The organism is Roseomonas sp. KE0001 (assembly GCF_016107285.1).
GTDB lineage: Bacteria > Pseudomonadota > Alphaproteobacteria > Acetobacterales > Acetobacteraceae > Pseudoroseomonas.
Window position 1 is genome coordinate 339,148 of sequence record NZ_RCVQ01000002.1, and the last position, 12,138, is coordinate 351,285.

The 12,138-nt window shown below is 72.6% G+C and carries 10 protein-coding genes; 5 read left to right on the top strand and 5 right to left on the bottom strand.

Translation table 11 applies throughout. The features are described 5' to 3' along the window. Positions 1-113: 113 nt before the first annotated feature. On the bottom strand, positions 114-1,385 hold the full coding sequence (locus D9598_RS05140; RefSeq protein ID WP_198365323.1) for a cystathionine gamma-synthase family protein: 1,272 nt from the start codon (positions 1,383-1,385) through the stop codon (positions 114-116). 204 nt (positions 1,386-1,589) lie between these two features. Between D9598_RS05140 and D9598_RS05145 the strand changes: the two genes are divergently transcribed. Together D9598_RS05145 and D9598_RS05150 are read left to right on the top strand one after the other, a co-directional pair. Continuing rightward, the gene (locus D9598_RS05145; RefSeq protein WP_198365324.1) at positions 1,590-2,753 is read left to right on the top strand and encodes a pyridoxal-phosphate dependent enzyme; all 1,164 of its coding nucleotides are present in this window, start codon (positions 1,590-1,592) and stop codon (positions 2,751-2,753) included. Then, positions 2,750-4,258 (top strand): M81 family metallopeptidase, encoded by a 1,509-nt coding sequence (locus tag D9598_RS05150; RefSeq protein ID WP_198365325.1) that lies wholly within the window; start codon positions 2,750-2,752, stop codon positions 4,256-4,258. Before D9598_RS05145 ends, D9598_RS05150 begins: the two co-directional genes overlap by 4 nt. Before the next feature lie 7 nt (positions 4,259-4,265). Here the strand turns inward: D9598_RS05150 and D9598_RS05155 are convergent, their stop codons facing one another. Together D9598_RS05155 and D9598_RS05160 are read right to left on the bottom strand one after the other, a co-directional pair. After that, entirely contained in the window at positions 4,266-4,943 is a 678-nt protein-coding gene (locus D9598_RS05155) for a trimeric intracellular cation channel family protein (protein WP_370591950.1), read from the bottom strand. Next, positions 4,933-6,168 carry an MFS transporter gene (locus D9598_RS05160; protein ID WP_198365326.1) on the bottom strand — a complete coding sequence of 412 codons (1,236 nt, stop codon included), beginning with the start codon at positions 6,166-6,168 and terminating at the stop codon, positions 4,933-4,935. The genes D9598_RS05155 and D9598_RS05160 overlap by 11 nt, the downstream gene beginning before the upstream one ends. 274 nt (positions 6,169-6,442) lie before the next feature. On the opposite strand from D9598_RS05160, the gene D9598_RS05165 reads away from it, so the two are divergent. Further along, positions 6,443-7,939 carry an aldehyde dehydrogenase family protein gene (locus tag D9598_RS05165; RefSeq protein WP_198365327.1) on the top strand — a complete coding sequence of 499 codons (1,497 nt, stop codon included), beginning with the start codon at positions 6,443-6,445 and terminating at the stop codon, positions 7,937-7,939. 139 nt (positions 7,940-8,078) lie between these two features. After that, positions 8,079-8,603: a sugar O-acetyltransferase gene (locus D9598_RS05170; protein ID WP_198365577.1), complete on the top strand. Its 525-nt coding sequence runs from the start codon at positions 8,079-8,081 to the stop codon at positions 8,601-8,603. A gap of 53 nt (positions 8,604-8,656) precedes the next feature. On the opposite strand, the gene D9598_RS05175 is transcribed toward D9598_RS05170, so the two are convergent. Both D9598_RS05175 and D9598_RS05180 read right to left on the bottom strand, forming a co-directional pair. Beyond that, positions 8,657-9,916, bottom strand: a complete 1,260-nt coding sequence (locus tag D9598_RS05175; RefSeq protein ID WP_198365328.1) for an aminopeptidase — start codon at positions 9,914-9,916, stop codon at positions 8,657-8,659. Between the two features lie 65 nt (positions 9,917-9,981). After that, a complete protein-coding gene (locus D9598_RS05180; protein ID WP_198365329.1) occupies positions 9,982-10,791 on the bottom strand; it encodes a S49 family peptidase in 810 nt (269 codons plus the stop codon). Positions 10,792-10,982: 191 nt separating this feature from the next. On the opposite strand from D9598_RS05180, the gene D9598_RS05185 reads away from it, so the two are divergent. Beyond that, entirely contained in the window at positions 10,983-12,092 is a 1,110-nt protein-coding gene (locus D9598_RS05185; RefSeq protein WP_198365330.1) for an S-(hydroxymethyl)glutathione dehydrogenase/class III alcohol dehydrogenase, read from the top strand. Positions 12,093-12,138: the final 46 nt, after the last annotated feature.

The window sequence follows — 12,138 nt, forward strand, 5'->3', positions numbered from 1 at the left end:
CTTTCCGGAAACGGGAGATTGGCGCCCGTTTAGGCACGGCTGCGATTCGTTCGCAACATGGGCGGGCGCGGATCTGCCCTTCGCCCGCCGCGTGTGTCCCTTCGGCCCGCCCCTCAGCCCAGCGCCGCCAGGGCCTGGGTCAGGTCGGCGATCAGGTCGTCGACATGCTCGATGCCGATGCTGAGCCGGATCAGCCCGTCGCTCACGCCGATCCGCGCCCGCACCTCCGCCGGCACGCCGGAATGGGTGGTGGAGGCGGGGTGGCTGGCCAGCGATTCGGTGCCACCCAGGCTGACCGCCAGCTTGAAGACGCGCAGCCGGTTCAGCACCCGGAAGGCCTCCGGCTGGCCGCCGGCGATCTCGATGCTGAAGGTCGAGCCGGGGCCGCTGCATTGCGCCGCGTAGACCGGGCCGGCCTGCGGCCCCAGCGCATGCACCGCCGCGACGCGCGGGTGCCGCTCCAGGAAGTCGGCCACCGCCTCGGCGTTGCGCGCCGCCGCCTTCATGCGCAGCGAGAGCGTCTCCAGAGAGCGGCCCAGCATCCAGCAGGAATGCGGATCGAGCTGCGTGCCGATGGCGCCGCGCAGCAGCCGCACCGCCTGGATCAGGTCGCGCCGGCCGATGGCGGCGCCCGCGACGAGGTCGCTGTGCCCGCCGACATACTTGGTCATGGAGGAGACGACGAGGTCGACGCCATGCGTCAGCGGCTGCTGGAAGATCGGCCCGAGCATGGTGTTGTCGCAGAGGATCACCGGGCGGTGCCCCGCCTGCCGCGCGGCGATGCGGTCGGCGGCGACCCCGATCAGCGCCAGGTCGACCAGGGTATTGAGCGGGTTGGAGGGGGTCTCCACCAGGATCACGCTGACCCGGCCGCGCGCCACGGCCCGGTCCGCGGCGGCCTCGATGGCCGCGGCCTTCGTCCCCTCCGCGAAGCCCTCGGCGGCGATGCCGTACTGCGCCAGGGTGCGGGCGAGCAGCGTCTCGGTGCCGCCGTAGAGCGGCTGGCTGTGCAGGATGATGTCGCCCGGCCGGGCGAAGGCCAGGATGCTGGTGGCGATGGCCGCCATGCCGGAGGAGAAGAGCAGGGCTGCCTCGCCCTTCTCGTAGATCGCCAGGCGGTCCTCGACGATCTCGCTGTTGGGGTGGTTGAAGCGCGAATAGACCAGCCCGGCGCCGCCCTCGGGGGCGGCCTTGCGGCCGGCGACGACATCGAAGTAGTCGCGCCCCTCCTCGGCCGAGCGGAAGACGAAGGTGGAGGTCAGGAAGACCGGCGGCTTGACCGAGCCCTCGGAGAGGGCCGGGTCGTAGCCGTAGCCCAGCATCAGCGTCTCGGGATGCAGGGGGTGGTTGCCGATCGTCGTGTGGTGGCTGCGGTCCTCGGCCATGGCGGGCCTCCTTGCTGGGGCCGCCGGGCGGCGGCCGGGGAGGGAGGCTGGCATGGCGGCCCCGGGGCGCGCCAGGGGAACGCCAAAGGGGAAACGCCAAAGGGGAAACGCCAAAGGGGAAACGCCAAAGGGGAAACGCCAGAAGGGGCGGGAGCGGCGGCCCCTCCCTTGCCGGACGGCCCCAGGCGCGCGAGGCTCCCGCTCATGCAGGACCCCGCCTATCTCGACCCGCGCAGCGGCCGCACCTGGCCGCTTTCCGAACCCCGCTGGCGCGGCCCCGAGGGCCAGCCGCTGCTGCTCACCGACCTGCCCGGCCTGACCCGGCCGGGAATCGAGGCCGGCACGCGCGGCCTCTGGCGCTACGCCGCGGCGCTGCCGTTCCGGCCGGCGGCGCCGATCACCCTGGGCGAGGGCGCGACGCCGCTGCTGCGGCGCGACTGGGGCCAGGGCGCGCTGCGCGGCACGGCGCACTTCAAATGCGAGTGGCTGATGCCGAGCGGCAGCTTCAAGGACCGTGGCGCCACGGTCATGCTCTCGCTGCTGCGCGAGCAGGGCATCCGGCACGTGCTCGAGGATTCCTCCGGCAATGGCGGCGCGGCCATCGCCACCTACGCGGCGGCGGGCGGGATGCGGGCGAGGATCCTGGTGCCGGCCTCGACCAGCCCGGCCAAGACGGTGCAGTCCCGCGCCCTCGGCGCCGCGATCGAACTGATCCCCGGCAGCCGGCAGGACTGCGCCGACGCGGCCCTGGCCCAGGGGAACGACCCGGCGGGGAACGATCCGGCCTCGGGCGTCTTCTACGCCAGTCACAACTGGCACCCCTTCTTCCTGCAGGGCACCAAGACGCTGGCCTACGAGCTGTGGGAGGATCTCGGCTTCCGCGCGCCGGACAACGTCATCGTCCCCTGCGGCGCCGGCTCCAATGTGCTCGGCTGCGGCATCGGCTTCGGCGAGCTGCTGCGGGCGGGGCAGATCGACCGCCTGCCGCGCCTCTTCGCCGCCCAGCCGGCGCAATGCGGGCCGATCGCGCGGGCCTTCCTCGGCCTGCCGCCGGCGCCGCCCGGCCCGACCATCGCCGAGGGCACGGCCATCGCCCAGCCGATCCGCCTGCCGGAGATCCTGGACACCCTGCGGCGGAGCGGCGGCGGCGCCGTGCTGCTGGAGGAGGCGGAGATCGCCGCGGCCACGCGCGATCTGGCGGCGCAGGGCCTCTATGTGGAGCCCACCTCGGCCCAGGCGGCGGCGGCGCTGAGCCGCCTGCGGGAGGAGGGCGCCATCGGGCGGGAGGAGGTGACGGTGGTGGTGCTGACCGGCGCCGGGCTGAAGGCGACGCAGCGCCATGCCGAGCTGGCCGGGGTGGCGCTGTGACGGGAGGGCCGCGCGTCGCGCTGCTCGGCTTCTCCATCGAGTGCAACCGCTTCGCCCCCGTGGCGCGCCTGGCGGATTTCCGCCGCTGGCTGGAGGGCGAGGCCCTGCTGGCCGATGCGCGGGGCGCGGCGCCGGTGGCGCTGCCGGAGATGCCGGGCTTCGTCGCCGCCATGGACGCCGCCGGACCCTGGCGGCCCCGCCCGCTGCTGCTCGCCCTGGCCGAGCCGAACGGGCCGGTCGAGCAGGGCGACTTCGCAGACATGATGGCGCTCTGGCGCCAGGGGCTCGAGGCGCTGCGCGGCGAGCTGGACGGCGTCTACTGCCTGCTGCATGGCGCCGGCCTGACCACGGCGCTGGACGATCCCGAGGGTGCCCTGCAGGCGATGATCCGCGAGGTGCTGGGCGAGGGCGTGCCGCTGGTCTGCAGCTACGACCTGCACGCCAATGTCTCCCAAGCGATGGTGCGGCATTGCGACGCCTTCGTGGGCTACCGCACCAACCCGCATCTCGACATGCGCGAGCGGGGCGCGGAATCCGCCGCGCTGCTGCGGCGGCTGATGGCGGGCGAGCGGTTCCATCGCGCCTTCCGCCGCCTGCCCATCGTGGCGCCGACCGTCAGCCTGCTGACGGCCAAGGGGCCCTATGGCGAGGTGATCGACTTCGGGCAGGAACGGCGGCGGCTGCTGGGGCCGGAGAAGGTCGCCAATGTCTCGGTGATGGGCGGCTTCGCCTACAGCGACACGCCCTTCAACGGCTTCGCCATCGTCGTCACCGGCCCCGACCGTGCCGCCTGCGAGGCGCTGGCCGACGAGCTGGCGCGCGATGCCTGGAGCCGGCGCGCCCGCTTCGTGGCGAAGCTGACACCGCTGACCGAGGCGGTGCAGCGTGCCCTGACCGCGGAGGTGCCGCTGGCCTTCGCCGATGTCGCCGACAATCCCGGCGGTGGCGGCGGCGGCAACACCCTGTTCATCCTGGCCGCCTTCCACAAGGCGGGGGTGGAGGGCGCGCTGTTCGGCCTTCTCCATGACCCGGCGCTGGCGGCGGAGGCGCATGAGCGCGGCCGGGGCGCGCGCTTCAGCGCCCGGTTCAACCGCGACACGCGGGGCGGCTTCGCGCATCCCTTCGCCGCGCCGGCGGAGGTGGTGGCGCTGTCGGACGGGCGGGTCGTCGGGCGGCGTGGCCTCTATGCGGGCACGGCGAAGGATCTGGGCCCGACGGCCGCGCTGCGCCTGGGCGGGATCACGGCGGTGGTGGTCAGCCACCGCCTGCAATGCGCCGACCCGGCCTTCTTCGAGCATCTGGGCCTCGATATCGGCGCGGCGCGGGCCGTGGTGCTGAAGTCGCGCGGGCATTTCCGCGGCGGCTTCGACGAGTTCTTCACGCCCGGCCGCATCATCGAGGTGGACGCCCCCGGCCTGACCTCGCCGATGCTGGACCGCTTCGCCTGGACGAAGCTGCCCCGCCCGGTGCTGCCGCTCGACCCGGAGACGCGCTGGGCGCCGTGAGGGAGGCTCAGCGCCGGTCCGGGTAGTCGCGGCCCGGCCGCGCCCTGTAGGCCGGGAGCGACCAGCCCCGCCGGATCGCCGCCGCGCGGAGGCCGAAGGCGAGGGCGAGGCCGGTGCAGACGGCGAGGCCGCGGTCCGCCCCCGCCGCGGTGAGCAGGACGAAGGCGCCGGCGCCGAGCGCGGCCGCCGTGGCGTAGATCTCGCGCCGCAGGATGAGCGGCAGCTCGCCGCAGATCACGTCGCGCAGCGCGCCGCCGAAGGTGGCGGTGGCCATGCCCATCAGCGTCGCGGCCCAGGGGCCGGCGCCCTCCATCAGCGCCGCCTCGGCGCCCAGCACGGCGAAGACCGACAGCCCCAGAGCGTCGGCCCAGAGCAGCGGCACGAAGCGCCGTTCCAGCAGATGCGCCGTGAAGAAGATCAGCACGGCGATGCCGGCGACCATCAGCGCCAGGCCGGGCGTGGTGAGCCAGCCGACCGGGCGGCCCAGCAGCACGTCCCGCACCGTGCCGCCGCCGAAGGCGGTGACGGCGGCGATCAGGATGAAGCCGACCGGGTCGAGCCGCTTGCGCGAGGCGGTGAGGGCGCCCGCCGCGGCGAAGGCGGCGGTGCCCAGCCAGTTCAGGCCGACGAGCAGCCAGGCGAGCGGCCAGGCGGAAGGCCAGGCGGAAGGCAGGTCACTCGGCAGGGAGGGGGCGCGCCCTGTCGCTCTCGGCGGTGCCGCGCGCCGTGCCCATGCACAGCAGCGAGAGCGCCAGCAGCCCCGCCACCAGCGGCAGCACCCAGTGCGTCAGCCCGGCATCGAGCAGCATGCCGAAGGGCACCGGGGTCAGCGCGCCGCCCAGCGGCAGGCCGGCCGAGATGAAGCCGAAGACCTTGCCGATCTGCCCCGGCGGCGAGGCATCCTTCACCATCACGTCGCGCGGGGTGCGGCTGGCGCCGAGCGCGAAGCCGGCGCCGAGCGCCAGCACGATGGCGGCCCAGCCGGGGATGGGGATGGTGCCCAGCATGAGCAGCAGGACAATGGAGCAGAGCGTCAGGCCGATGACGAAGGCGGCGTGGCGCTGCGAGCGGTCGGCGAACCAGCCGCCCACCAGCACGCCGCCGGAATTGCCCGCCATGTAGCCGGTGAGCGCCATCGAGCCGACCGCGACCGGAATGCCCCACATCGTGTCCAGCACGGTGATGAGGAAGGCCTGGATGCCCGAACCCGCCATGGAGGAGAGCAGGAAGAAGGCGAAGAAGAGCAGCATGGTGCGCGAGAGCAGCACGGCGGCGCCGCCTTCCGTGGCGCGCGGCTTGGGCTGGTCCGAGAGCACCCGGCTCTGCCACAGGATGGCGCCCACCACCGGCACGCCGAGCAGGCCGACCAGCAGCAGCCCGGCGCGCCAGCCCATGGTCGCGGCCAGCGCCACGATCACCAGGGGCGCCAGGGCAAAGCCGAGATTGCCGGTGAAGGTGTGCATGGCGAAGGCGCGGCCCATGCGCGCCTTGTTGATGGAGCCGGCGAGGATGGCGTAGTCGGCCGGGTGGATGACGCTGTTGCCGATGCCGGACAGCACCGCGAGGCCGAGAATGACCCAGTAGCTCGGCGCGAAGGCCATGGCGGAGATGGAGAGCGCCATGATCAGCGTGCCGCCGATCAGGTAGGGCCGCGCGCCGTGCCGGTCCACCAGGAAGCCGACCGGCGTCTGCAGCACCGCCGTCACCGCGCTCATCAGCGCGACGGACAGGCCGAGCGCGGCATAGGAGACGCCGAACTCGTCGCGCCAGATCGGGAAGAGCGGCGCCAGGCACAGCATGTAGAAGTGCGACAGGAAGTGGCCGGTGCCGATGAGGCCGATGATGCGCCAGTCTCGGTCGGGCGCGGCGCGGTCCGGCCGCGGGGTGGTGTCAGGGCCCGCGGGGGGCATGTCGGATCTTCCTTGGACGGGACTCGGAGGTTCGGGCCCGCCGCGCGCGCCGTCCCGCCCTTGCCGCATGGGCGGGGCACGGGCGGCGGACGAGGCGGACCCGGCCGGTCAGGCTGCGCCCCGTCCGGGAGGCTGTCAAACCGCGCGGGGGCGGGGTGGCGAGGTTGTAATCTGAGAATGAGACGCATTAACATGATGCGCCGGCGCCGGGCTGGACTCGGCCAGGAACGGCTCGCTATGCTCAAATAAACACAACGAACAGGAGGACACCGCCATGGATGCCGCCACCGCCCACGGCCGCCTCGGCGCCGAGGCCCGCGCCTTCATCGCCCGCCGGCACAAGCTGCTGATCGGCGGGCAATGGGTCGATGCCCGATCCGGCAAGACCTTCCCCGTCCATGACCCCGCCAATGGCCAGCAGATCGCCACCGTCGCCGAGGGTGGGGCCGAGGATATCGACGCCGCCGTGCGCGCCGCGCGCAAGGCTTTCGAGGACGGCCCCTGGCCGCGGATGAAGCCGACCGAGCGCGGCAAGCTGGTCTGGAAGCTGGCCGAGGTCATCGAGCGGCACGCCGAGGAACTGGCGCAGCTCGAATCCCTCGACAACGGCAAGCCGATCAGCGACGCGCGCGCCGTCGACGTGCCCTTCTCGGCCGAGCTGCTGCGCTACATGGCCGGCTGGTGCACCAAGATCACCGGCCAGCAGATCCCGCTCTCGGCGCCCGGCGAGTGGCACGCCTACAGCATCCGCGAGCCGGTCGGCGTGGTCGGGCAGATCATCCCCTGGAACTTCCCCTTCATGATGGCGGCATGGAAGATCGCGCCCGCGCTCGCCGCCGGCTGCACCATCGTGCTGAAGCCGGCCGAGCAGACGCCGCTGACGGCGATCCGCCTGGGCGAGCTGATCGAGGAGGCGGGCTTCCCGCCGGGCGTGGTGAACGTGGTGACGGGCGACGGCACGCCGGGCGCGGCGCTGGCGGCGCATCCGGACGTGGACAAGGTGGCCTTCACCGGCTCGACCGAGGTCGGCAAGCTGATCGTCAAGGCGGCGGCGGGCAACCTGAAGAAGGTGAGCCTGGAGCTGGGCGGCAAGTCGCCGGCCGTGGTGTTCCCCGACGCCGACCTTTCCGTCGCCATCCCCGGTGCCGCCACCGGCATCTTCTTCAACATGGGCCAGTGCTGCACGGCGGGCTCGCGCCTCTTCGTGCATGAGCGCATCTTCGACAGGATGATGTCGGGCTTGGCGGACGAGGCCGGCAAGTGGCGCATCGGCCACGGGCTGGAGCCGGAGACGCGGATCGGCCCGCTGGTCTCGCAGGAGCAGTTCGACCGCGTCAGCGGCTATCTCGCCGCCGGCAAGCAGGCCGGGGCCGAGGTGGTGACGGGCGGCGAGCGGCACGGCAACGAGGGCTATTTCATCAAGCCCACCGTGCTGGCGAAGACGACGCCGGAGATGTCGGTGGTGAAGGAGGAGATCTTCGGCCCCGTCGTCTGCGCCATGCCGTTCAACGACGACGACCTGGAGCGCATCGCGCGCGAGGCCAACAACACCGCCTACGGCCTGGCCGCCAGCATCTGGACGCGCGACATCGGCATCGCCCACAGGATGGCGCGCAGGATCAAGGCGGGTTCCGTCTGGATCAACGTGCACAACTTCAACGACGTCGCGCTGCCCTTCGGCGGCTACAAGCAGTCCGGCTGGGGCCGCGAGATGGGCTACGAGGCGATCGAGCTCTACACCGAGACCAAGGCGGTCGCGGCGATGCTGTAGCGGAAGGGGACAGGGGGCGGGGGGGAAGGCGCATGGCCCCCTCCGGCCTCGCCCCGCATGGGCATTCCACGCGCCTCTCGCTAAGCTTCCTCTCCAACGGGAAGGAAGCTGAAGCGTGGCCTTGACCGAGAAGCAGAAGATGCTGTCCGGCGCCCTCTACCATGCGGGCGATGCGGAGATTCAGGCCGACGCCGCGGCGGCGCGGGACTGGATGGCGCGCTACAACGCCGCCTTCGCCGATCCCGCCGCCCGGGGCGCGCTGCTGCGCGAGCGGCTGGCGGCGGTGGGGGAGGGGGCGGTGATCCGCGCGCCCTTCCATTGCGACTACGGCTACAACATCAGCATCGGCGCCGGCGCCTTCCTCAACTTCAACTGCGTCATCCTCGATGTCGTCGCGGTCAGCATCGGCGAGGGCACGCAGATCGGGCCGGCGGTGCAGATCTACACGGCCGACCACCCGCGCGAGCCGGAGGCGCGGCGCAGCGGGCTGGAGTTCGGCCGCCCCGTGCGGATCGGCGCCAATGTCTGGATCGGCGGCGGCGCCATCCTGCTGCCCGGCGTCACGGTGGGCGACGATGCGGTGATCGGCGCCGGCAGCGTGGTGACGCGGGACGTGCCGCCGGGCGCGACGGTCGTCGGCAATCCGGCGCGCGCGCCGCGCTAGAGTGGATCCCGATCCGGTGGAATCGCCGGATCGGGATGCGCGCCGGCGTCAGGTCAGACCCACTCGCCCTTCCGCATCAGCGGCACGGCCTGACCGTCGAAGCCGATGCCGTCGAGGTCCGTCTCGGCCGAGCCGATCATCCAGTCCACATGGATCAGCGAGGAATTGCCGCCCCGCGCCGTGAACTGCTCGTCCGTCATGCTCTCGGAATCGGTGAAGCACTTCTTGTAGGCCTGGCCGAGGGCGATGTGGCAGGCGGCGTTCTCGTCGAACAGCGTGTTGAAGAACAGCAGGCCGCTTTGCGAGATCGGCGAGGAATGCGGCACCAGCGCCACCTCGCCCAGCCGCCGCGCGCCCTCGTCGGTCGAGATCAGCCGGTTCAGCACCGCCTCGCCCGTGCCGGCATGCGCCTCGACGATCCGCCCGCCCTCGAAGCGGACGCGGATGTCGCGGATCAGCGTGCCGGCATGGGCCAGCGGCTTGGTGGCGGCGACCGTGCCTTCCGTCATCGCCGCGTGCGGCGTGGTGAAGACCTCCTCGGTCGGGATGTTGGGATTGCCGGTGATGCCGTTGCGCGCCTTCGAACTGCCGCCCATCCAGCTGTGCCCGTCGGCCAGGCCCACCCGCAGGTCGGTGCCCGGGCCCCTGAAGTGCAGGGCGCGGAAGCGCTGGGCGTCGAGCATCCGGCGCCGCTCCATCAGCGCGGCGTTGTGGCGCGCCCACTCGGCCTCGGGGTCGGGTCGGTCGACGCGGGTGCTGCTGTAGACAGCCTCCCAGAGCCTCGCCTGCGCCTCGTGGGGCGCGAGGTCGGGGAAGACGGCGCGGGCCCAGGCCTGGGTGGCGTAGGGCACCAACGTCCAGTTGATGGCCGAGGCGGTGATCAGCTCCAGCGCCGGCCGGTACGCCTTGGAGCGGGCGCGGTTGGCGCGCGCCACCTTCTCCGGGTCCTGGGCGGCCAGCAGGTTCGGGTCCTCGCCCACCACCGCGAGGCGCGCCGCGCCGCCGCGGAAGGCCGCCGCCATGGCCTCGTACATCCAGCCCGGCGCCACGTCGAAACTGTCATCGGTGGCGAGTCGGTAGCGGGCCAGGGCCGACTGGTCGTCGGAGAACAGCGTCGTCACCAGCGAGGCGCCGGCCCTGTAGGCCGCCTCGGTGATCAGCCGGACCAGCGGCAGCGCCTCGACCGGCGCGGTCATCAGCAGCTCCTGCCCCGGCTTCAGCCCGCCCAGCCCGACCCGCACGGCGATCCCGGCCAGCCGTTCCAGGCGGGGGTCCTCCGCCGTGGCGGGGGAAAGGGTGCTCTGCTGGTCCATCCGGGCCTCCTCTGCGCTGACGGGGATTGCCACCCCGGGGTGGCCCCCTGTCAAGCATGGGCGGCTCAGAGGCCGATCCGCGCCCAGGCCGCGCGCTCCTCCAGCCCGGCGACCGCCTCCGCGGCGGCGCCGCGCAGCAGGCGCAGCGGCAGGGGCGGGCGCCGCTGGCCTAGCGACACCACCTGCACCTTCTCGCCGAAGCGGCGCCGGATCTCGCCCCGGGCGTCGCCCAGGCGATCGACCAGGCCGAGCGGCAGGGCCTGGCGCCCGGTCCAGAAGCGGCCGTTGAACAGCTCCGCCTCCGGGGCCTTCAGCCGGGTGCCGCGGCGCTCGTGCACCCAGGCCTTGAACTCGGCATGCAGCGCGTCGAGCAGCTCCTGCAGCCGCTCGCGCTGCCAGTCCTCCACCGGCCGGAAGGGGTCGAGGAAGGATTTCTGCCCGCCCGCCGTGGCCAGTCGCCGCTCGACGCCGAGCTTCGCCGCCAGCGTCTCGAGCCCGAAGCCCGCGGAGACGACGCCGATCGAGCCGACGATGCTGGAGGGATCGGCGACGATCTCCTCCGCCGCGCAGGCCAGCCAGTAGCCGCCCGAGGCGGCGGCATCCTCGCAGCAGGCGATGACCGGCACGCGGTGCTGGTTGGCCAGTTGCCGGATGCGGTGGGCGATGAGGCTCGACTGCACCGGCGAGCCGCCGGGCGAGTTGATCGCCAGCACCACGCCGGCCAGGCGCTTCAGGCCGAAGGCGCGCTCCAGCACCGGCCCGACGCTCTCGAGGCTGAGGCCGCCGCCGGGCAGCAGACCGCCACGCGCGGCGATGAGGCCGGAGAGCCGGACGACCGCCACGCGGGGCTGGCGGCTGAGGAAGGGGAAGGGCATTCCCAACGCTTTCGCCTCCCCGCACCGCGCCGGTCAAGGCAAAGGATCGTTGGCCCCGGGATCCCGGGCCCTGGGCCCGGCCCGCCGGCGGCGTCGCGGCGCGCCGGCCTTTTCCGCGTCCGCCCGGCATGCCAGTTTCCGGACCGAGGGAGCGGCGCGCCGCTCCGGCCGAAGCCCGAGGAGATCCGCCCATGAAGACCCGCGCCGCCGTTGCCTGGGAGGCCGGCAAGCCGCTGTCCATCGAGGAGGTGGACCTGGAAGGCCCGCGCGAGGGCGAGGTGCTGGTGGAGATCAAGGCCACCGGCCTGTGCCACACCGACAAGTACACCCTCTCCGGCGCCGACCCGGAAGGCATCTTCCCCAGCATCCTGGGCCATGAGGGCGCCGGCATCGTCGTGGATGTCGGCCCGGGCGTGAAATCGCTCAGGAAGGGCGACCACGTCATTCCGCTCTACACGCCGGAATGCCGCGAGTGCGACTACTGCCTCAGCCGCAAGACCAATCTCTGCCAGAAGATCCGCGTCACCCAGGGCCGCGGGCAGATGCCGGACGGCACCAGCCGCTTCTCCTGCAACGGCAAGCCCATCCACCACTACATGGGCACCTCGACCTTCGCGAACCACACGGTGGTCCCCGAGATCGCGCTGGCGAAGATCCGCGAGGACGCGCCCTTCGACAAGGTCTGCTACATCGGCTGCGGCGTCACGACCGGCCTCGGCGCCGTGCTGTTCACCGCCAAGGTGGAGGCGGGCGCCAATGTCGTGGTGTTCGGCCTGGGCGGCATCGGCCTGAATGTCATCCAGGGCGCGAAGATGGTCGGCGCCGACATGATCGTCGGCGTGGACATCAACCCGGAGCGCGAGGCCATCGCCCGCAAGTTCGGCATGACCCACTTCGTCAATCCGAAGGCGGTGAAGGGCGACCTGGTGGGGCACCTGGTCGAGCTGACCAAGGGCGGCGCCGACTACAGCTTCGAATGCGTCGGCAACACCACGCTGATGCGCCAGGCGCTGGAGTGCTGCCACAAGGGCTGGGGTGTCTCCACCATCATCGGCGTCGCGGCGGCGGGGCAGGAGATCAGCACCCGCCCCTTCCAGCTCGTCACCGGCCGGCGCTGGATCGGCTCCGCCTTCGGCGGCGCGCGCGGGCGGACCGACGTGCCGAGGATCGTCGACTGGTACATGGACGGCAGGATCAACATCGACGACCTGATCACCCACACAATGCCCCTGGACAAGATCAACGAGGGCTTCGACCTGATGACGCGGGGCGAGAGCATTCGCGGCGTCGTGCTGTACTGACCGGCCCGGGGCGCCCTCTCCGGACGCCGGGCCGGGGGGGGAACCC

Bases quoted from the DNA above. Each gene is read 5' to 3' on its own strand.
- D9598_RS05140 (WP_198365323.1), bottom strand. From the start codon at position 1,385: ATGGCCGAGGACCGCAGCCACCACACGACGATCGGCAACCACCCCCTG.
- D9598_RS05145 (WP_198365324.1), top strand. From the start codon at position 1,590: ATGCAGGACCCCGCCTATCTCGACCCGCGCAGCGGCCGCACCTGGCCG.
- D9598_RS05160 (WP_198365326.1), bottom strand. From the start codon at position 6,168: ATGCCCCCCGCGGGCCCTGACACCACCCCGCGGCCGGACCGCGCCGCG.
- D9598_RS05165 (WP_198365327.1), top strand. From the start codon at position 6,443: ATGGATGCCGCCACCGCCCACGGCCGCCTCGGCGCCGAGGCCCGCGCC.
- D9598_RS05170 (WP_198365577.1), top strand. From the start codon at position 8,079: ATGCTGTCCGGCGCCCTCTACCATGCGGGCGATGCGGAGATTCAGGCC.
- D9598_RS05175 (WP_198365328.1), bottom strand. From the start codon at position 9,916: ATGGACCAGCAGAGCACCCTTTCCCCCGCCACGGCGGAGGACCCCCGC.
- D9598_RS05180 (WP_198365329.1), bottom strand. From the start codon at position 10,791: ATGCCCTTCCCCTTCCTCAGCCGCCAGCCCCGCGTGGCGGTCGTCCGG.
- D9598_RS05185 (WP_198365330.1), top strand. From the start codon at position 10,983: ATGAAGACCCGCGCCGCCGTTGCCTGGGAGGCCGGCAAGCCGCTGTCC.